This is a genomic window from Janthinobacterium sp. LM6 (assembly GCF_002002885.1).
Classification (GTDB): domain Bacteria; phylum Pseudomonadota; class Gammaproteobacteria; order Burkholderiales; family Burkholderiaceae_D; genus Janthinobacterium; species Janthinobacterium kumbetense.
The window spans coordinates 2,021,412-2,041,095 of the sequence record NZ_CP019510.1 but is presented as its reverse complement, the minus strand read 5'-3'; the positions used below and the strand labels follow the sequence as shown (position 1 = coordinate 2,041,095).

Annotated in this window: 15 protein-coding genes and 1 other RNA gene; 6 read left to right on the top strand and 10 right to left on the bottom strand. The window is 63.4% G+C overall.

The features are described 5' to 3' along the window. Positions 1–7: 7 nt before the first annotated feature. Positions 8–1,378 carry a cache domain-containing protein gene (locus BZG29_RS09045; RefSeq protein WP_077401361.1) on the bottom strand — a complete coding sequence of 457 codons (1,371 nt, stop codon included), beginning with the start codon at positions 1,376–1,378 and terminating at the stop codon, positions 8–10. A 241-nt stretch (positions 1,379–1,619) separates the two neighbouring features. Between BZG29_RS09045 and BZG29_RS09040 the strand changes: the two genes are divergently transcribed. The 4 genes from BZG29_RS09040 to BZG29_RS09025 all read left to right on the top strand — a co-directional run bounded on the left by BZG29_RS09040 (position 1,620) and on the right by BZG29_RS09025 (position 9,202). Beyond that, positions 1,620–3,680 (top strand): carbon starvation CstA family protein, encoded by a 2,061-nt coding sequence (locus BZG29_RS09040; protein ID WP_077401358.1) that lies wholly within the window; start codon positions 1,620–1,622, stop codon positions 3,678–3,680. Next, positions 3,680–3,880 (top strand): YbdD/YjiX family protein, encoded by a 201-nt coding sequence (locus tag BZG29_RS09035; protein WP_010396213.1) that lies wholly within the window; start codon positions 3,680–3,682, stop codon positions 3,878–3,880. Before BZG29_RS09040 ends, BZG29_RS09035 begins: the two co-directional genes overlap by 1 nt. A gap of 302 nt (positions 3,881–4,182) precedes the next feature. Further along, on the top strand, positions 4,183–7,041 hold the full coding sequence (locus tag BZG29_RS09030; RefSeq protein ID WP_077401355.1) for a response regulator: 2,859 nt from the start codon (positions 4,183–4,185) through the stop codon (positions 7,039–7,041). A gap of 1 nt (position 7,042) precedes the next feature. Continuing rightward, the gene (locus tag BZG29_RS09025) at positions 7,043–9,202 is read left to right on the top strand and encodes an EAL domain-containing protein (protein ID WP_077401352.1); all 2,160 of its coding nucleotides are present in this window, start codon (positions 7,043–7,045) and stop codon (positions 9,200–9,202) included. Here BZG29_RS09025 and BZG29_RS09020 read toward each other — a convergent pair. The 5 genes from BZG29_RS09020 to dnaX all read right to left on the bottom strand — a co-directional run bounded on the left by BZG29_RS09020 (position 9,171) and on the right by dnaX (position 14,968). Further along, complete coding sequence (locus BZG29_RS09020) at positions 9,171–10,304, bottom strand: esterase-like activity of phytase family protein (protein ID WP_077401349.1); 1,134 nt, start codon at positions 10,302–10,304, stop codon at positions 9,171–9,173. The two genes, BZG29_RS09025 and BZG29_RS09020, sit on opposite strands and share 32 nt — an antisense overlap. An 88-nt stretch (positions 10,305–10,392) precedes the next feature. Then, on the bottom strand, positions 10,393–11,613 hold the full coding sequence (locus BZG29_RS09015; protein ID WP_077401346.1) for a CaiB/BaiF CoA-transferase family protein: 1,221 nt from the start codon (positions 11,611–11,613) through the stop codon (positions 10,393–10,395). 7 nt (positions 11,614–11,620) lie between these two features. Continuing rightward, positions 11,621–12,211 (bottom strand): recombination mediator RecR, encoded by a 591-nt coding sequence (gene recR / locus BZG29_RS09010; protein ID WP_076570564.1) that lies wholly within the window; start codon positions 12,209–12,211, stop codon positions 11,621–11,623. A gap of 47 nt (positions 12,212–12,258) precedes the next feature. Further along, positions 12,259–12,585: a YbaB/EbfC family nucleoid-associated protein gene (locus tag BZG29_RS09005; RefSeq protein ID WP_034759121.1), complete on the bottom strand. Its 327-nt coding sequence runs from the start codon at positions 12,583–12,585 to the stop codon at positions 12,259–12,261. Between the two features lie 40 nt (positions 12,586–12,625). Continuing rightward, positions 12,626–14,968 carry a DNA polymerase III subunit gamma/tau gene (gene dnaX, locus BZG29_RS09000; RefSeq protein ID WP_077401343.1) on the bottom strand — a complete coding sequence of 781 codons (2,343 nt, stop codon included), beginning with the start codon at positions 14,966–14,968 and terminating at the stop codon, positions 12,626–12,628. Between the two features lie 56 nt (positions 14,969–15,024). Between dnaX and BZG29_RS28085 the strand changes: the two genes are divergently transcribed. Continuing rightward, positions 15,025–15,177 carry a hypothetical protein gene (locus BZG29_RS28085; RefSeq protein ID WP_171984963.1) on the top strand — a complete coding sequence of 51 codons (153 nt, stop codon included), beginning with the start codon at positions 15,025–15,027 and terminating at the stop codon, positions 15,175–15,177. A gap of 29 nt (positions 15,178–15,206) precedes the next feature. Here BZG29_RS28085 and ffs read toward each other — a convergent pair. Then, positions 15,207–15,305, bottom strand: an RNA gene (gene ffs, locus BZG29_RS08995) — signal recognition particle sRNA small type. A 123-nt stretch (positions 15,306–15,428) separates the two neighbouring features. Then, positions 15,429–16,913 carry a 4-hydroxy-3-polyprenylbenzoate decarboxylase gene (gene ubiD, locus BZG29_RS08990; RefSeq protein ID WP_071650179.1) on the bottom strand — a complete coding sequence of 495 codons (1,485 nt, stop codon included), beginning with the start codon at positions 16,911–16,913 and terminating at the stop codon, positions 15,429–15,431. Between the two features lie 479 nt (positions 16,914–17,392). On the opposite strand from ubiD, the gene BZG29_RS08985 reads away from it, so the two are divergent. Further along, positions 17,393–18,310: a lytic transglycosylase domain-containing protein gene (locus BZG29_RS08985; protein ID WP_171984962.1), complete on the top strand. Its 918-nt coding sequence runs from the start codon at positions 17,393–17,395 to the stop codon at positions 18,308–18,310. Between the two features lie 121 nt (positions 18,311–18,431). Here the strand turns inward: BZG29_RS08985 and nusB are convergent, their stop codons facing one another. Next, on the bottom strand, positions 18,432–18,902 hold the full coding sequence (gene nusB / locus BZG29_RS08980) for a transcription antitermination factor NusB (protein ID WP_034786595.1): 471 nt from the start codon (positions 18,900–18,902) through the stop codon (positions 18,432–18,434). 188 nt (positions 18,903–19,090) lie between these two features. Next, entirely contained in the window at positions 19,091–19,573 is a 483-nt protein-coding gene (gene ribH / locus BZG29_RS08975; protein ID WP_034759563.1) for a 6,7-dimethyl-8-ribityllumazine synthase, read from the bottom strand. Between the last annotated feature and the right edge of the window lie 111 nt (positions 19,574–19,684).

The following is a 19,684-nucleotide window of genomic DNA, read 5'->3' as shown; positions in this document are numbered from 1 at the left end:
CTATTCATCAGTGTGTCGGTGGCAGGGCGAGCCGCGCCAGCACCAGGGTGCCGGCCGGGGACGAGGTGATGCGCAGGCTGCCGCCGATGGCTTCCATGCGTTCCGTCATGTTGCGCAGGCCGATACCGCGCTGCGGGTGCAGAGCGATGCCGTCGAAATCGAAACCGCCGCCATTGTCCTCGATGCGCAGTTCCACCGCCTTGCCCGCTTCGTGCAGGCTCACTTCCACGCCGCGGGCGTGGGCATGGCGCTCGCAATTGGTCAGCGCTTCCTGGGCGATGCGGAACAACACGGTATTGACCATGTCGGGCAGGCCCTCGCCCGCCGCCGCCGGGCTGGCCGTGAAACTGGCTTGCGCGCTGCTGCTGTCGTTAAATTCATGCACCAGGTGGTCGAGCGCGGCGGCCAGGCCCAGGTCGTCGAGGATGGCCGGGCGCAGGTTGTGCGAAATGCGCCGCACCTCGCCCAGCACCTTGTTCAGCTGCTCGGCGGCCCGCTCGAAGGTGGCGGGCGCCTTGTCTTTCTGTTCAGCATTGCCGGCCAGGCGCGCGATGCCCGCCTCGATCTGCAGTTTAATCGACACCAGCCACTGGCTGATGCCATCATGCAAGTCGCGCGACAGCCGCGCCCGCTCTTCTTCCTGCGACTCGACCACGCGCTGCGCCAGCACTTTCAGCTTGGCGTCGGCCACCCGCAATTCGCGCAAATTGAGCACCAGGCCGCAGGCGGCCACCAGCAGGGAACCGAGGATGGCGATGGCGGCGATCAATTCCATGGTCGAGCGGATATTGCGCGACTGCTGGGCGTCGACCTTGGCCAGCGCCTGGTCCACATCATCCATATAGATGCCCGTGCCCATCATCCAGCCCCATTCCGGCATCAGGATCACATAGCCGAGCTTGGGCGCGGACTTGTTGCTCGACGGCTTGATCCAGTTGTAGCGCTCGAAACCGCCGCCGCCCTTCGCCCGCTGCATCAGGCGCTGGATGGTCAGATTGCCCTCGGCGTCGCGCAACTGCCACAGATTCTGCCCCACCAGCTCAGGCTGGCGCGGATGCATCAGCGACTTGCCCTGCAAATCATAGATGAAGAAATAGCCGTCGTCGCCATAGCTGAGGGCGGACAGGATGCGCTTGGCTTCCTCTTGCGTGGCGTCATCCTTGCGCCCCGACTGGTACAGGGAAGCGATGGAATGGCTGGCCAGGGTCACGTAATGCTTGAGTTCGGCTTCCTTGCTGGCCAGGTACGCCTGCTGGATGGTGGCGCGCTGCTGCTCGGCCAGGGTGATGGCCTGGTGCCGCACGGCAAATGCGATGGCGCACAGGGCGAGGATCAGCGGCGTGAGGGCCAGGAAGATGACTTTCTGTCTGAGTTTCATGGCCTGGCGCTCCGGCGGCGTCGATGCTGGTGGGAATGCGTGATTTTACGTCGCGGCGGCGCGATCGGTCTGCGTAGTAATACTGAGCGTTACTGCGTAGTGCTGCGCTTGCGGCAATTATACGATTCCTGAATACTCGCCATAAGCTGCAGATACACCAATTCATACCAAACTGGCAACGACCAGGCTCGGCAGCACACATCATCGCACGGCACAGCGCCCGTCAATCTCTGGAGGAAGCATGAACCGCATTTTCAAACAGCTCGGCTGGGCAGCGCTTGCGCTGGCAGGCGCCGGGTCCCTGGGCGTCGTCGCCCTGCAACGCGGCGAACCGATCAGCGCAATCTGGATCGTCATCGCCGCCGTCTGCGTCTACCTGATCGCCTACCGTTTCTACAGCCTGTTCATCGCCGACAAGGTGCTGGGCCTCGATGCGCGCCGCATGACGCCCGCCTTCAAGCACAACGATGGCCTCGACCATGTGCCGACGAATAAATATGTGCTGTTCGGCCACCATTTCGCGGCGATCGCCGGCGCCGGCCCCCTGGTCGGCCCCGTGCTGGCCGCGCAGATGGGCTATCTGCCCGGCATGCTGTGGATACTCGCCGGCGTCGTGTTTGCGGGCGCCGTGCAGGATTTCATCGTGCTGTTCATTTCCATGCGCCGCGACGGCCGCTCCTTGGGCGACCTGATCAAGGCTGAACTGGGCGAAATTCCCGGCATGATCGCCTTGCTGGGCTGCTTCATGATCATGGTCATCATCCTGGCCGTGCTGGCCTTGATCGTCGTCAAGGCGCTGACGGGCTCCCCATGGGGCAGCTTCACCGTGATGGCGACGATTCCCATCGCCCTGTTCATGGGCGTGTACTCGCGCTTCATCCGCGTGGGCCGCATCGGCGAAATTTCCATCATCGGCTTCGTCTTGCTGATGCTGGCCATCATCGGCGGCCAGTACGTGCAGGAACACGCCGTGCTGGGCCCGATGTTCACGTTCACGGGCACGGAACTGACGTGGATGCTGATCGGCTACGGCTTCATCGCTTCCGTGCTGCCCGTGTGGCTGCTGCTGGCGCCGCGCGACTACCTGTCGACTTTCCTGAAAATCGGCACCATCCTGGGCCTGGCCATCGGCATCATCGTCGTCGCGCCTTACCTGAAAATGCCGGCCATGACCAAGTTCATCGACGGCTCCGGTCCGGTCTGGTCGGGCAACCTGTTCCCATTCCTGTTCATCACCATCGCCTGCGGCGCCGTGTCCGGCTTCCACGCCCTGATTTCCTCGGGCACCACGCCGAAGATGATCGAAAACGAAAGCCACGCCCGCTTCATCGGCTATGGCGCCATGCTGATGGAATCGTTCGTTGCCATCATGGCCCTGGTGGCCGCCTCGACCATCGAGCCGGGCATCTATTTCGCCATGAACAGCCCGGCCGCCCTGATCGGCACCACGGCAGAGTCCGCCGCACAGGCGATCTCGCAATGGGGCTTCTACGTCACGCCGGACATGCTGACGCAGACGGCCAAGGACGTGGGCGAGCACAGCATCATCTCGCGCGCCGGCGGCGCACCGACCCTGGCCGTCGGCATGGCGCAGATTCTGTCCGGCGCCATCGGCGGCAAGGCCATGATGGCCTTCTGGTACCACTTCGCCATCCTGTTCGAAGCGCTGTTCATCCTGACGGCCGTCGATGCGGGCACGCGTGCCGGCCGCTTCATGCTGCAAGACTTGCTGGGCAGCTTCGTCCCAAGCTTGAAAAAGACGGAAAACGTCATCGCCAACCTGCTGGCCACGGGCCTGTGCGTGGCGGCCTGGGGCTACTTCCTGTACCAGGGCGTGGTCGACCCATTGGGCGGCATCAACACCCTGTGGCCGCTGTTCGGCATCGCCAACCAGATGCTGGCGGCCATCGCGCTGATCCTCGGCACCTGCGTGCTGTTCAAGATGAAACGTGGCCAGTATGCGTGGGTGACGATCACGCCGACCATCTGGCTGCTGCTGTGCACCCTGACGGCGGGCTGGCAAAAGATTTTCGACGCCAACCCGCGCGTCGGCTTCCTGGCGCACGCCAAGAAATACTCGGCGGCATTGGATGAAGGCACCCTGCTGGCGCCGGCCAAGTCGGTGGCGCAGATGCAACAGATCATCTTCAACGATTACCTGGACGCCGGCCTGGCCGCCTTCTTCGTCATCGTCGTCGTCAGCGTGCTGTTCTTCGGCATCCGCACGATTTTGAAGGCGCGCGCCGACAGCCGCCCGAGCACCAAGGAAACGCCGTTCCAGGCCATGCCCACGGTGCAATGATGATCGACGAAATCATCAAGGCGGGACGGTATCTGGGGCAAAGCATGCGGCTCATGTGCGGCTTGCCCGAGTACGACACCTACGTGGCGCACCGGGAAGTGACCCATCCCGGCGAGCCGATGATGACGTATGAAGAGTTTTTCCGCGAACGGCAGGAAGCCCGCTACGGCGGGGCCGGCAAACGTGGCGGTTGTTGTTAGCGGACACCTGACCCAGCCTGCTGCGCGTCGGTATAGGCGGCTTGCGATGCTCACCGTACTTTAGTACGGTTGCGCTTCTCGGCCGCCTCTCCCTTCCGCTCGCTACGGCTGGGTCAGGTGTTGTTGCTCAGCAATAATTTGAGGGCGGTCTTGTGAGACCGCCCTATTCATTTCCTCTCGTATAAGTTCCCCTCCCCTCTCCTCCATTAGACCCACATCAATATCAGGGTGTGTCTTCGCGTCTATATTTTTCCAATAGGAATTAAATAACAGTCAACGGGCGACCGGGGAAGCAGCGACGCATGTTCAATTTCCAACGCTCCAGCATCAGCCAGAAGCTGACCATGATCTCGGTACTGTCGTCGGGCTGCGCGCTGCTGCTGGTGTTCGTGGCGTTTGCGCTGACGTCCGTGCTCAGCCACAAAAACGATGAAGGCAAGCAACTGCTGTCGCTGGCGGGCGTGATCGGTGCGGCCGGCGCGGTGCCTTTGCTGGCGGGAAAATCGGCGCAGGGGCAGGCGGAACAGGTGCTGGCGGCCTTGTCCGCGCGCAACGAGGTGGCCCAGGCGGCCCTGTTCGACAAAGGCGGCCGGCTGTTCGCCCTGTACCGCGCGCCGCAGCATGCGGACGGCCTGCCGGCGCCGGAAGACATGGACCCGGCCTTGCTGGCCGACATGGCCGTGCAGCCCGTCACGCAAGGCTCGGGCACGACCCTGGCGCCCGCCATGCGCCTGTACCGCCCCGTCTACCGGCCGGGCGAGCCGCAACAGATCATCGGCGCCGTGCTGATCGAGGCGGACCTGAACCACATGTGGCGCGACATCGGCCGCCACGTGAGCGCCATCGGCGGCGCCACCGTGCTGTCCTTTCTGGTCGCCGTGTTCCTCGCGCGGCGCTTCAAGAGCGTGATCGCCGAACCGATCACCAAGCTGATCGATACGGCGCAGAAGGTGTCGAGCAGCCAGACCTACAGCCACCGCATCGCGCACCAGCGCAGCGACGAGCTGGGCGTGCTGATCGACAGTTTCAACGACATGCTGGCGCAGATCGACAGCCGCGACAGCACCCTGGCCAATTACCGCGACCAGCTGGAGCGCCAGGTGGGCGTGCGCACGGCGCAGCTGGAAAAGGCCAAGGATGCGGCCGAGGCGGCCAGCCAGGCGAAGAGCGCCTTCCTCGCCACCATGAGCCATGAAATCCGCACGCCGATGAACGGCGTGCTGGGCATGACGGAACTGCTGCTGGCCAGCCCTTTGAGCCCGCAGCAGCGCCACTACACGAGCATGGTGCAGCGTTCCGGGCAGAATTTACTGGTGATCATCAACGACATCCTCGATTTTTCCAAGATCGAGGCGGGCAAGCTGAGCGTCGAATACATCCGCTTCAATTTCCGCGAATTGCTCGACGACATAGAGCACGTCTTCGCGCCGCAGGCGGAAGCGAAAAACATCAGCCTGGAATTCGACATCGCCTACGACATCCCCATCGCCATTTGCGGCGACCCGAACCGTTTGCGCCAGATCATCGTCAACCTGCTGGGCAACGCCATCAAGTTCACGGAAACGGGCAAGGTCACCGTGAAAGTGACCGTGTGCAGCGAAGACGCGCCCAGCGTGGGCTTGCGCTTCGAGGTGCACGACACGGGCATCGGCGTATCGAGCGAGGCGCAGACGCGCATCTTCGAATCGTTTTCGCAGGCGGACGGCTCGACCACGCGCAAGCACGGCGGCACGGGCCTGGGGCTGACGATCTCGAAACAGCTGGTGGAGCTGATGGGCGGCACTATCGGCGTTGATAATGCTTTAACGCAAGGCTCGATCTTCTGGTTCGAAGTAAATTTCGATAAGCGGCGGGTCGACAGCGACGACCCGTCCTTCAACCTGAAAACCACGCGAGGGTTACGCGCCTTGATCGTCGACCACACACCCGCCACGCGCGCCGTGCTGGAGCGGCAACTGGCCAGCTGGCACATCGTCAGCGACAGCGCCGGCACGGCCAGCGACTGCCTGGGCAAGCTGCGCGCGGCCGCCCAGGCGGGCACGCCGTATGCCGTGGCCCTGCTCGACATGGAATTGCCGCGCACCAGCGGCCTGGCCCTGGCCGCCAACATCAAGAGCGACCCGCTGCTGGCCGACCTCAAGCTGCTGCTGCTGAGCACGGAACAGGCGGCGGCCGACCCGGTGCAGCGGCGCGAGGCGGGCGTGGCCTACCAGCTGATCAAGCCGGCCCGCGAATGCGACCTGTTCGACTGCATCGTCACGCCGCCGCGCGCCAGCGACAGCCTGCGCATCCATCCGCCGCACACGGCGCGCCAGGTGGGCCGGCGCCAGCGCCGCCGCGTGCTGCTGGCCGAAGACAATCCCGTCAACGTGGAAGTGGCGCTGGCCATGCTCGACAGCCTGGGCCTGGATGTCGTCTGCGCGCGCAACGGCGAAGAAGCCCTGCAGGCGGCGCAGGCCGAGGATTTCGATCTGATCCTGATGGATTGCCAGATGCCCGTGATGGATGGCTTTGCCGCCACGGCGGAAATCCGCCGCCATGAACAGCACTGCGGCCACGCGCGCGTGCTGCCCATCGTCGCCATCACGGCCAATGCGCTGCAGGGCGACCGCGAAGCGTGCCTGGCGGCCGGCATGGACGATTACCTGAGCAAACCGTTCACGCAGCAAGACCTGGGCCACACGATCGCCCGCTGGATCACCCTGCCGCGCGCGGCCACCGTGCACCACAGCGAAACGCCGCAGGAGGCGCCGCCCGAACCGCCGCCCGTGGCAACGCCGCCGACGCCTGCTGCCCCGGCATCCGGCCCACCGCTGAACCGGCAGGCGCTGGAAAACATCCGCGCGCTGTCCGGCACGGATGGCGATGCGCTGCTCGAGCGCGTCATTCTCGCGTTTACCGGCGAGACGCCGCGCCAGTTGAGCGCCATGCGCGAAGCCATCGCGAAAGCGGATGCGGAAGCGTTGCGCAAGGTGGCGCACAGCCTCAAGTCGGGCAGCGCCAACGTGGGCGCCGATGGCCTGGCGCAGCTGTGCAAGGAGATGGAAAAACTGGGCCGCGCCGGCAGCACCGAGGGCGCGACCATCCTGCTGCAGCAGATGCAGCAAGCCTTCCTGGCCGTACGCGCATCGCTGAACGCCATCCTCGTGAAGGAACACTGACATGACAGCGCCCCTCTCCCCTCCCCGCGGCCTGGTGCTGGTGGCCGACGACGATCCCGTGATGCGCCTGCTGATGCGGCAAATGCTCACGCAGGTGGGCCTGGACGTGATCGAGGCCGAGGACGGCGTGCAGGCGCTGGCCAGCTACAAGCACAGCGGGCCGGACCTGGTCATGCTCGACGTCGACATGCCGGCCATGGATGGCTTTGCCGTGTGCCGCGAAATCCGCCACCAGGAAGTGGGCGGCACGGTGCCCATCATCATGGTCACGGGCGGCGACGAACTGGAAGCCGTCACGCGCGCCTACGAGGTGGGCGCCACCGACTTCATTTCCAAGCCCATCAACTGGCCCATCCTCGGCCACCGCGTGCTGTACGTGCTGCGCGCCAGCGATGCCATCGCCCGCCTGCGCATCGCCGACGCGCACAACCGCGCCGTGCTGGCCGCCATCCCCGACACCTTCTTTCGCCTGAACCGCGAAGGCTTTTATCTCGACTACGAACAGGGCCACGACGCCAGCGCGGGATTTTCTCTCAGCGACTGCGTGGGCAGCCATATCCGCGACGTGCTGCCGCCCGAAATCGCCGCGCGCCTGCTCGACAAGGCGCACGCCGTGCTGGCCACGCAGCATATCGGCTCGGTCGACTACACGCTCACGCATGAAGACAGCACGCGCCATTTCGAGGCGCGCCTGGTGGCGACGGGCGCCGACGAGGTGCTGGGCCTGGTGCGCGACATCAGCGAACGCAAGCGCACGGAAGAGCAGATCCGCCGCCTCGCGTATTGCGACAGCCTGACGGGCATCCCCAACCGGCAAGCGTTCCTGGAAACCCTGGAACGGGAACTGGCGCGCTCGAAAGAGCACGACAAGAAATTCGCCGTGCTGTTCATGGACCTCGACGCCTTCAAGCGCATCAACGACACCCTGGGCCACGACGTGGGCGACCATTTGCTCAAGGTGGTGTCCGAGCGCCTGCGCGAAACCATCCGCCCCAGCGACCTGGTGCTGCGCGCCGAACACGAGTTTGAAACCACCTTCGGCGGCAGCAACCTGGCGCGCCTGGGCGGCGATGAATTCACCATCCTGATTCCCGACCTGGAACGGGTGGAAGACGCGCTGAACGTGGCGCACCGCGTCAAGGAAGCCATGCGCCGGCCCTTCATGATCGAGGGGCACGAGATTTTCGTCACGGCCAGCATCGGCATTTCGCTGTATCCGGAAGATGGCGAGGATTGCAACTCGCTGCTCAAATATGCGGACACGGCCATGTACCACGCGAAGAACTGCGGCAAGAACAACGCCAAGCTGTACAGCTCTTCGCTGACGATGGAAATCATGAGCCACGTCAAGATGGAAGTGGGCTTGCGCAAAGCGTTGCAGAACAACGAGCTGTACCTGCTGTACCAGCCGCAGATCGACGTGCCCAGCACGCAGATCGTCGGCGTGGAAGCACTGATCCGCTGGCGCCATCCCGAGCGGGGCATCATTTCGCCTACGGAATTCATCCCGCTGGCCGAGGAGACGGGACTCATCGTGCCCATCGGCGAATGGGTGCTGCGCACGGCGTGCAACCAGGCCAAGGCGTGGCAGAGCGACGGCGGGCGCGCCATCCGCATGGCCGTCAACCTGTCGGCCAAGCAATTCAAGGATGAAAACCTGATGCAGATCGTGCTGTCGGTCCTGGCCGACACGGGCCTCGACGCGCGCCTGCTGGAGCTGGAATTGACGGAAGGGACATTGATGGACGATGCGCGCGCCACCATGGTGACCCTGGAGCAATTGCGCGGCATCGGCGTCTATCTCTCCATCGACGACTTCGGCACGGGCTATTCGTCGATGAATTATTTAAAGCGCTTCGACGTGCGGGCCTTGAAGATCGACAAGAGTTTTATCGCCGGCTTGCCGCAGGATACGGAAAACGCGGCCATCACGCGCGCCATCATCGCCATGGCGCATGGCTTGAAAATGGTGGTGGTGGCCGAGGGCGTGGAAACGGACGAGCAGCTGCTGATGCTGGAAGAATACGGCTGCGACATGGCGCAGGGATACTTTTTAGGCCACCCGTCGCCGCACGACACGATCACGGCCATGCTGGCCAGGCAGAGGGGCCAGTTGGCCAGCGTGGAAACTAGAGCACTTCGAAGGCAAGGATTTGCGTGACTTGCTGGGCGTTGAAATTATCGTCGGAAATCATCACCAGGCTGCGGCGGCCGTTCGCCAGGCGCGGGCCCCAGCTGATGCCTTCGATATTATCGACCCGCGGCAAACCGGTCTTTTCCAGATCCAGCAGCAATCGCTTGCGCGCCGGCACATAGCTTGCGCCCGCCAGCGCCGGGATGGCCTGGATATCGGTGGCGCCCCGCGTATCCATTTCGTAGATGCGCACGTGATTCGTGTAGATGCCGTCGGCGTGTTCCACGCCGGCCCGCTCCACCACCAGCACCTGGTGATCGTTGACGGCGAGGATTTCCGACACGCCATTGTCCGCTTCCTTCCCCGGCGCGGGCCGCGACGCCACCGGCTCGATCGGATACGCGTACTGGCCCAGCACGGTGCCCGCGCGGTCCAGGCGCGTGATGCGCACCACGGAGCCGTTGTCGGGCGTGGCCAGCGGGCCATCCTGGTACAGGGCCGCTTCCATGCCCAGCCACAGGCTCTTGCCATCCGACGAGAACGACAGCGCCTCGAAGCTCATGTTGTTGCGCGATCCCGTTTCATCCTTCGACACATTGAACATGGCGGGCGTGGGCAAGGTAGCCAGATAATGCCCATCGCGGTCCGCGTGGCGCACGAACGGATGCAAGCCCACCTTGCGGTTGCCTTCGCTGCCGTACCACAGGCTGCCGTCCTGCGGATCGACGCGGATGGTTTCGATGTCGGCCACCTGGTCGCCCTGCTCCAGCCTGGCATGGGCCAGGTTCGGATAGCGGCTGCCGTCGGGCTGCGTGAAGAAATGCACGCTGTTGAAGGTGACGCCGGCAAATGCGCGGCTGTCGTAATCGAGCGCGGCGCGGTAGAAGTGGGCCGGATTGATTTCCGAGCGATCATCGCTTTCCATCACCCAGCTGTTATTGGCCGCATCGTAGTCGATGCCGGACAAGCCGCCCACCGTCGTGCCCTTGAAAGCCTGCTTCAGAGCGATGCGCTGTTCGCCGATCAGGCGCAAGCTGGCGATCGGTGCGTCGTGGGGGAAGCTGGCGCAGGCGGAGAGAAGAACGGCGGCGGACGCCAGGGCAAGCGCGGTGCGGAACAATGAAGGCATGATCGATATCAAGTAAGTCGGGAAGCAAATTCAGGGGTCAGACCCGCCGGGCCTGACCCCAGCTTTAATTCTGTGGGTTAATAGCGAATTACACCACGCCATCGGCCTTGAGCCGCGCGATGGCGGCCGCATCATAGCCGAGCGACGCCAGCACCTCGTCGTTGTGCTGGCCCAGGGTCGGCCCCAGCCACTGCGTCTTGCCCGGCGTGGCGGACAGTTTCGGGCTGATGGCGGGCAATTTGACGGGCGTGCCGTCGGCGAAATGGTGTTGTTCGAACATGTCGCGGGCGAGGAATTGCGGATCGCTCAGCATGTCGCGCACGGAGTAGATTTTGCCAGCCGGCACGTCTGCCGCCGTCAAGACGGCCAGCGCGCTGTCTATCGTGTGCGTGGCGCACCAGGCGCCGATGGCGTCGTCGATTTCCTGCGTGCGCGCCACCCTGCCGTCGTTGCGCGCCAGTTGCGGGTCGCCCGCCATGTCGATGCGGCCCATGGCCAGCATCAGGCGCTTGAAGATGGCGTCGCCGTTGCCGGCGATGACGATGTTTTCGCCGTCGCCCGTGGTGTAGGTATTCGAAGGCACGATGCCGGGCAGCGAGCCGCCCGTGCGCTCGCGCACCACGCCCGCCTGGTCGTATTCGGGCACCAAGGACTCCATCAGGTTGAACACGGATTCGTACAGGGCCACGTCGACCATCTGCCCTTCGCCTCCGTCCCGGCCGCCCGTCACGTCGCGGTGGCGCAAGGCCATCATGGCGCCGATCACGCCGTGCAGGGCCGCCACGGAGTCGCCGATGGACACGCCGACCCGCACGGGCGGGCGGTCGGCAAAGCCGGACACATAGCGCAAGCCGCCCATCGACTCGCCGATGGCGCCGAAACCGGGCAAATCCTTCATCGGTCCCGTCTGGCCAAAGCCGGACAGGCGCACCATGATGATGGACGGTTTTTCTTTCTTGAGCTGCTCGTAGCCGAGGTCCCACTTTTCCAGCACGCCGGGGCGGTAGTTCTCGATGATGATGTCCGCTTCCAGGGCCAGCTGGCGCGCAATCGCCCGGCCCTCGGGCGTTTTCAGGTTCAAGGTGAGACTTTTCTTGTTGCGCGCCTGCACCGACCACCACAGCGAGGTGCCGTCCTTCAGCACTCTCCAGGTTCGGATGGGGTCGCCGCCATCGGGCGACTCGATCTTGATCACGTCGGCGCCGAATTCGGCCAGCATGCGGGCGCAGAACGGCCCCGCGATCAGGGTGCCCAGTTCCAGCACTTTGATGCCCGTCAAGGGACCAGTGTTCGCGGAGGATGCTGTCATGTTGTGCTCAGGTTGCCCTGCGGTCGAGCATCGCGCGGGCAATCGTGCCCGCGTCGACGTATTCCAGTTCGCCGCCCACGGGCACGCCACGGGCCAGGCGGCTCACGCGCAAGCCCCGCGCCTTCAGCATTTCGCTGATGTAGTGGGCCGTCGCTTCGCCTTCATTCGTAAAATTGGTGGCCAGCACCACTTCATTGACCACGCCATCGTTGGCGCGGTTCAGCAATTTTTCCAGGTGGATGTCTTTCGGGCCGATGCCGTCCAGCGGAGACAATCGCCCCATGAGGACGAAATACAGGCCCTTGTAGGTGAGCGTCTGCTCGATCATCAGCTGGTCGGCGGGCGTTTCCACCACGCACAGCAAGCGCTTGTCGCGCTCTTCGTCGAGACAGGTCTCGCACACTTCGTGTTCGGTAAAGGTATTGCACAGGCCGCAGTGATGCACGGCATCGACGGCCTGGAACAGGGCGCGCGACAGCATGGCCGCGCCTTCCCTATCGTGCTGCAACAAATGAAATGCCATCCGCTGCGCCGACTTGGGGCCGACGCCGGGCAGGCGCCGCAGCGCCTCGGTCAAGAATTCAAGCGACTTGGACATGGATCAACCTTGCCCCGTGCCATAGATCGAGCGCATGCGGCAGTACATCAGAATGGCATTTTGAAGCCGGCTGGCAAGTTCATGCCGCCAGTCAAGCCTGCCATTTTTTCCGCGGACGTCGCTTCCGCCTTGCGCACGGCGTCGTTGAAGGCGGCGGCCACCAGGTCTTCCAGCATGTCCTTGTCGTCGGCCAGCAAGGACGGGTCGATGGAGACGCGCTTGACGTCGTTCTTGCACGTCATGACGATTTTCACGAGGCCGGCGCCGGACTGGCCTTCCACTTCCACCAGCGCCAGTTGTTCCTGGGCCTTTTTCATATTGTCTTGCATTGCTTGCGCCTGCTTCATCAGGCCAGCCAGTTGATTTTTCATCATGAGAATGCTCCGTTAATTCAGTTTGTGAGTGTGTTAATCATCAATGCAGGGTCGGCGCGGCGGAGCCGGCCGGTGCAGGGGTAATCGTTCCCGGCACAACAAAAGCGTCGAATACACGCTTCATGTCGAGCACGAAGGGATCGCTGGCGATGGTTGCTTCCGCGGCAAGCTGGCACGCCTCGCGGTGGGCCTGCGCTTCCGCGCTGGCCGTATACCAGACGGCGCCCAGTTCCGTGTCGACATTGACCTTGCGGCCGAAACGCTCGCTCAGCACGGCCGCCAGTTTTTCCACGTTGGCCGGACTGCGCCACGTGTCGATCGGCACGCGCAGGCGGAACGTGGTGCTGTGGCCGTCGTGCAGGCATTCGATCAGCTCGGCCTGCACGGCCAGCTGCTGGGCTATGCCGCGCAAGGGCAGCACGGCAGCGACGGCCGGCCAGTTGCCGTCCCAGTCCAGGCCCGGCACGGGCGTGATCACATACGGCCCGCTGGGCGCGGCTTGCTTGGCGGCACGCTGCGGCATGACGACGGCCGGCTGCTCGCTGCTTGGCGCGGCGGGCGCCGACACGGCGGCGGAGGCACTGTCGTCGGAAAATTCGGTGACCCAAGGCGGCAAGTCGTCATCCGGCTGCGCCTGCGGCGGCGGGGCGGCAGGACGCGCCTGCTGCACGGGCGCCGCAACGGCCACCGGTGCTTCCATCACGGCCACGGGTGGCGCATCGTCCCACGGCGCCGGCGCTTTCGCGGCGGCGGGCGGCGGCGGTGGCGCGGCCTGGACGGGTGCGGCCGGGGCTGGCGCCGCGGCGACAGGTTCCGCTGCTGGTGCCGGCGCGGCCGGCTTGGGTGCCGACGATGGCGCCGACGGCGCGCTGCCGGGACGGCCTTTCGAGGCGGCGCGCGCCGCTTCCAGCGCCGCATTGATGGCGGCGCGGGCAGAACTGATCGGTGCGCCCGATGCGGCCGGGGCGGCTGCGGCCGGAGCAGCCGCTGGCGGCGTGGCGGGCGGCGGCGCCGCTGGCGCTGGCGCCGGTGCAGCGGCCGGTGCCGGAGCAGCCGCGCGCGGCGGCGGCGCTTCGCTGCGCGCCATGCTGGCGGCAGCGGCGGCGACCACGGCCGCTGGCGCCGCGGCGCCAGCCGTCACGGCGGCATGGCTGGCGACGCTGTTCGTGGCGGCGCGGGCCGCCGGGGCGGATGCGCCGGCTGCCGCGCGCGCGGCGGCCACGGCGGCGGGACGGTTGCCCGTGGCCGCGGCAGGGGCCGCCGGCACGCCATCGGCGCCGCCTATGCCGGGCCGAAAGGCCAGCATGCGCAGCAAGGTCATGGTAAAGCCCGCATATTCATCGGGCGCCAGGCCCAGTTCATTGCGGCCATGCACGGCGATCTGGTAAAACAGCTGCACTTCTTCCGCGTCGAACGCGGCAGCCAGACGCACGATATCCGCGTATTCAGGCAAATCCTGCGGCAAGGCGGCCGGCACGGTTTGCGCCAGCGCAATGCGGTGCAATAAAGTGCCCAAATCCTGCAGGGCGCCGTTATACGACAGGCTGCGCGAGGCCATTTCGTCGGCCACGGCCAGCAAATCGGCGCCATCCTGCTGCGCCAGCGCGTCGAGCAGGCGCACCAGGTACGACTGGTCGAGCGCGCCCAGCATGCCTTGCACGGCATCGAGCGTGACTTCGCCGGCTGCATACGCGATGGCCTGGTCCGTCAGGGACAGCGCGTCGCGCATGGAACCGTGGGCGCCCTGGGCCAGCAGGCGCAAGGCCGGCTGTTCGAAGGCGATGCCTTCCTGTCCCAGGATATTGTCCAGGTGGCTGATGATGTGGCCGGGCGGCATCTGCTTGAGGTTGAACTGCAGGCAGCGCGACAGCACGGTCACGGGTATCTTTTGCGGGTCCGTCGTGGCCAGGATGAACTTGACGTGCTCGGGCGGCTCTTCCAGGGTTTTCAGCATGGAATTGAACGCGTGGTTCGTCAGCATGTGCACCTCATCGATCATATAGACCTTGAAGCGGGCATTGCTTGGCGCATACACGGCTTGTTCCAGCAGCTGCGCCATTTCATCGACGCCGCGGTTCGACGCCGCATCCATCTCTATATAGTCGACAAAGCGTCCAGCGTCGATCGCCGTGCACGCTTCGCACACGCCGCACGGCTGGGCCGTGATGCCGCCCGTGCCATCGGGGCCGATGCAATTGAGCGACTTGGCCAGGATGCGCGACAGGGTCGTCTTGCCGACGCCGCGCGTGCCCGTGAACAGGTAGGCGTGATGCAATCGGCCGCTGTGCAAGGCATGCGTGAGCGCGCGCACGACGTGCTCCTGGCCGACGAGCGTCTCGAAATTCTTGGGGCGGTATTTACGGGCGAGGACTTGATAGGACATGCTGAGATTTTACCATGCGATTTTGCGGGTGATCCTGCGCGGCGGGCGCAAGCCTCATGGCCGGGCCATTCAAAATGGCAAACGCGGCAAAGCAGCAATTGTATAACATGGACAGCTGGAAATATGGAAAACACGGCAAGCCCGGCAATGCTGCGGGGCCGCAGGAAAATGGCGCCGCAAAAGCAAAAAAGCTGCCCATGGCAGCTTGATTGTTGATCCTGATTAAAACATTCCCGAAGGAGGCGAGCCTGATCTGCGGCACTCATGGTTAATAGCCGTGGCTGCTTCGTTCCCGACCTGACCAGGTTAGCCATGCCACGATGCGCAGGGGCCCGCCGGGGACAATTATAACCGACCTGCGCAAGATTGGGGAAGTCACGCAAAAACCAGAGTACCCCAACGGCGAAATCTGGGGTCGTACCCTCAGGGTACGACCCCGGCATCTGCTCTTGGGTTGGCCTTACAAACCCAGTTCCTGCCAGATCCCATCCACCTTCGCCTTCACTTCCGGCGTCATGGCGATCGTCGTGCCCCATTCGCGCGTCGTTTCGCCCGGCCATTTATTCGTCGCATCGATGCCCATCTTGCTGCCCAGGCCGCTGACGGGCGAGGCGAAGTCCAGGTAATCGATGGGCGTGTTGTCGACCAGGGTCGTGTCGCGGATGGGGTCGACCCGCGTCGTGATGGCCCAGATGACCTCTTTCCAGTCGCGGATATTCACGTCTTCATCGACCACGACGATGAACTTGGTATACATGAACTGGCGCAGGAAGCTCCACACGCCGAACATCACGCGCTTGGCGTGGCCCGCGTACTGTTTCTTGATCTGCACCACGGCCATGCGGTAGCTGCAGCCTTCGGGCGGCAGATAGAAGTCAGTGATTTCGCTGAACTGCTTTTGCAGCAGGGGCACGAACACTTCATTCAGGGCCAGGCCCAGCACGGCCGGCTCGTCCGGCGGTTTGCCCGTATACGTGGAGTGGTAGATCGGGTCGCGGCGCATGGTGATGCGGTCGATGGTAAACACGGGGAAACTGTCCTGCTCATTATAGTAGCCCGTGTGGTCGCCATACGGCCCTTCCAGCGCGTGCTCGTAGCCGCTCGGATGGTTTTCGTCCGGGTAGATATGGCCTTCGAGCACGATTTCGGCGGAAGCGGGCACGCGCAGCTCGCTGCCGATGGCTTTCACCAGCTCCGTGCGGCTGCCGCGCAGCAAGCCGGCGAACTGGTATTCGGACAGGCTGTCCGGCACCGGCGTGACGGCCCCTAATATAGTAGCGGGATCGGCGCCCAGCGCGACGGCGATCGGATACGGCTTGCCCTTGCTCTGGATCGCGTGCTCGCGGAAGTCCAGCGCGCCGCCCCGGTGCGCCAGCCAGCGCATGATGACTTTATTACGCCCCAGCACTTGCTGGCGGTAAATGCCCAGGTTTTGCCGCTTCTTGTTCGGCCCCTTGGTGATCACCAGGCCCCAGGTGATCAGGGGAGCGACGTCGCCGGGCCAGCAATGCTGGATCGGCAGGCGCGCCAGGTCGACATCGTTGCCTTCCCAGACAATTTCCTGGCACTTCGCGCCGCGCAACTCCTTCGGCGACATGTCCCACACGGATTTCACCAGGGAACCGAGGCCCAGCAAGTCCTTGAAATCCTTCGGCGGTTCCGGTTCCTTCAGCCGCGCCAGCACATGGCCGATCTTGCGCAGTTCGCTGACATCTTCCGCGCCCATGCCCAGCGCCACGCGGCGCGTGGTGCCGAACAGATTGCCCAGCACCGGCATGTCGTATCCCGTCGGATTGTTGAACAGCAAGGCCGGTCCGCCTGCGCGCAAGGTGCGGTCGCAAACTTCCGTCATCTCCAAAATCGGTGAAATGGGGGTCGAAATGGGCTTAAGTTCACCCATTTGTTGCAGTTGAGAAATAAAATCTCGCAAATCTGAATATTTCATGTGTTTTTAATTTTTTTTGACGTCGGACGCCGTTGCTGAAGGATCTATGCCAAGTAATTGATTTTATTGGCTTTTGGCACAATGCAAGTCAAAAAGTAAGACATAAAAGTAATAAAGAAACGATTCGTTAGTATTGACTTGATATAAAACGGCTTCTACAATTCGCCCAACTTGAAAGAGCACGCCGGCCCAGAGCTTGATTTTAGCGTTTCTCTTTCATTCACGGAGTCGGGGCTCCACATGACATTTTAAGGAGTGTTTTCAAAAGGCGTCTGCCTTACCCCCGGTAAAAGTTGTATTGCGACTGATCCAATACCAAAAACGGGACCGATCAGCTCAAGCAAGCAATGACGGCGTTTCTCGCACGCATCCATACGCGGCGGAAACGATGATATTTCTGATGCACGGCATTGGCAGTACCCACAACACCGCGAGACCGCGGAGGGGCTGCCTGTTGACGCGACATTTCGGGGAACTCTATGACTCATCGTAGCACTGAAGCAGCATTGCCTGCTTCAACCGTGGCTGGCCAGCCAGCGTTGGCGCGTTTGCGCGCCCGCGCACAGGCCATTTCGGCGCGTGGCGTTTTGACCACGGCGCAACACACACTGACAGTCTTCGGCATTTCCGCCCTGGCACTGATCGCCCTGCTGATGTTCCGCCCGGACCTGGGCAAGCAACTGACGCACAGCCTGTTCCCGCTGCCGATGGCAGAGGCGCAAGCCGTTGAAGCACCGGCCCTGTCCGCACTGATGGAAGCGCCTGCTTCCGTGCAGACGGCAGCCGCCAGCGACGCACCTTTGAGCAAGGAAGAAAAAGCCTTGCTGGGCACGCAAAAGCAGCAGCAATGGGTTACCAACTGGCTCTCCAAGCGCTACCGCGTGGCCAACGACGCGACCAATATGCTCGTCTCGACGGCTTACCTGACGGCCCGTGAAATCAAGCTGGACCCGCTGCTGATCCTGGCCGTGATGGCCATCGAATCGGGCTTGAACCCGTTCGCGGAAAGCCCCGTCGGCGCGCAAGGCTTGATGCAAGTCATGTCGAAAGTGCACCATGAGCGCTTCCAGGAAATGGGCGGCGTGCAAGCAGCGCTGAACCCGGTCGCCAACATCCGCGTCGGCTCGCTGATCCTGAAGGATTACGTCACGCGTGGCGGTTCCGTCGAAGCGGGCCTCAAAACCTACGTGGGCGCCGCCAACTTCGCCACCGACTCGGGCTACGGCTCGCGCGTGCTGGCCGAATACCGCCGCCTGAAACAAGTGTCGGCCGGCCAGCGCGTGCCGACCACGACGCCGGTGATGGCATCGAACACGCCAGCGCCAGCCAAGGCGCCGGCAGCGGAAAGCGGCATCACCATCAAAGTACTGCCCCACAACGAGATCGCCGGCCTGTGACCCTTTAAAAGCCCTCACAGGGGCATCCAAAAAGCAGCACCCAGTAAAAAAGCCACCGCACGCAAGTGCCGGTGGCTTTTTTATTGCCCTGCGGCACTGGCCGCAGGAACTGCTCTGTATATTACTTGCGCTTGTTGGCGCCCACTTCTTCCTCGCGGAATTTCACTGCCAATTTATCCAGCACGCCGTTCACATACTTGTGGCCGTCGATACCGCCAAACGACTTGGCCAGCTCGACCGCTTCGTTGATGACGACGCGGTACGGGATTTCCATGTTGTTCTTCAGCTCGAAAGCGCCGATCAGCAGGATGCCGTGTTCGATGGGCGACAGTTCCGCGATATTGCGGTCGATCAAGGGTGCCATGCTTTCGCGCAGCGCCAGCGAATCCTTGATGGCGCCGTACAGCAGCACCGTGAAATGATCGCCATCGGCCTTGTCGAAACCATGCGCGGCGCGAATATTGTTCACGACGGTAGTCGCGTCTTCATTGTTCAGCAGCCACTGGTACAAGCCCTGCAGCGCAAACTCGCGCGCGCGGTGACGCGGCGTGCGGTTTTTGCTGGGATTGGCGAGCAAATTTTTCTCAGTCATGATTGTTACCTGTTCTTAAGTACGTGTTCACTACAAATTCCGGCGAGACACTGCGACGCGCTTTTAGGCAGCGCGGCCGCAATTCAAGCGTGCGTGAGAAGGATGTCAGGGCAAGGCGCGAGGCCGAAGACAGTACGAAAGTACGGCGAGGCCTTGCAACGCAGCCATGGCACTCTTATCACACGCGCTTAGTCTTCGTCGGTGTCTTGCAACTCTTCCAGCGCTTGCGCCAGATTAGCCATTTCCACTGCCACGCGTGCCGCTTCGGCTCCCTTGACCAGCATGCGCACTTCCGCCTGCTCGTCGTTTTCGGTCGTCAACACTGCGTTGGCGATCGGGATGCCGTAATCGAGACCGACGCGCGTGATGCCCGCGCCCGATTCGTTCGATACCAGCTCGAAGTGGTAGGTTTCACCGCGAATCACGGCGCCCAGTGCGATCAGGGCGTCGAATTGCTCGGTTTCCGCCATCTTTTGCAGAATCAGTGGGATTTCCAGGGCGCCCGGCACGGTCACGTGCAGGATATCTTCATCGGCCACGCCCAGCTTGCTCAACTCTTCCAGGCATGCCGACAGCAAGCCACCACCGACGATTTCATTGAATCGTGCCTGGACGATACCGACGCGCAAACCTTCGCCGGCAAAATTAGTTTCGTATGCTCCTACGGTCATCATATGCCTCTTTAATCTGGTGGTTCAGGGCGACATGCACATGCCGCCATCGTTTACTCTTACATCGACGCCTGACAAAATCGTAGCGAGCGGCAGCGAGTTGTGGTCAAG

Coding starts and splice junctions, on each gene's coding strand:
- BZG29_RS09005 (WP_034759121.1), bottom strand. CDS start 12,585: ATGATGAAAAATCAACTGGCTGGCCTGATGAAGCAGGCGCAAGCAATG.
- BZG29_RS09030 (WP_077401355.1), top strand. CDS start 4,183: ATGTTCAATTTCCAACGCTCCAGCATCAGCCAGAAGCTGACCATGATC.
- BZG29_RS09025 (WP_077401352.1), top strand. CDS start 7,043: ATGACAGCGCCCCTCTCCCCTCCCCGCGGCCTGGTGCTGGTGGCCGAC.
- BZG29_RS09045 (WP_077401361.1), bottom strand. CDS start 1,378: ATGAAACTCAGACAGAAAGTCATCTTCCTGGCCCTCACGCCGCTGATC.
- ubiD (WP_071650179.1), bottom strand. CDS start 16,913: ATGAAATATTCAGATTTGCGAGATTTTATTTCTCAACTGCAACAAATG.
- nusB (WP_034786595.1), bottom strand. CDS start 18,902: ATGACTGAGAAAAATTTGCTCGCCAATCCCAGCAAAAACCGCACGCCG.
- recR (WP_076570564.1), bottom strand. CDS start 12,211: ATGTCCAAGTCGCTTGAATTCTTGACCGAGGCGCTGCGGCGCCTGCCC.
- ribH (WP_034759563.1), bottom strand. CDS start 19,573: ATGACCGTAGGAGCATACGAAACTAATTTTGCCGGCGAAGGTTTGCGC.
- BZG29_RS09020 (WP_077401349.1), bottom strand. CDS start 10,304: ATGCCTTCATTGTTCCGCACCGCGCTTGCCCTGGCGTCCGCCGCCGTT.
- dnaX (WP_077401343.1), bottom strand. CDS start 14,968: ATGTCCTATCAAGTCCTCGCCCGTAAATACCGCCCCAAGAATTTCGAG.
- BZG29_RS28085 (WP_171984963.1), top strand. CDS start 15,025: ATGGCCGGGCCATTCAAAATGGCAAACGCGGCAAAGCAGCAATTGTAT.
- BZG29_RS08985 (WP_171984962.1), top strand. CDS start 17,393: ATGACTCATCGTAGCACTGAAGCAGCATTGCCTGCTTCAACCGTGGCT.
- BZG29_RS09015 (WP_077401346.1), bottom strand. CDS start 11,613: ATGACAGCATCCTCCGCGAACACTGGTCCCTTGACGGGCATCAAAGTG.
- BZG29_RS09040 (WP_077401358.1), top strand. CDS start 1,620: ATGAACCGCATTTTCAAACAGCTCGGCTGGGCAGCGCTTGCGCTGGCA.
- BZG29_RS09035 (WP_010396213.1), top strand. CDS start 3,680: ATGATCGACGAAATCATCAAGGCGGGACGGTATCTGGGGCAAAGCATG.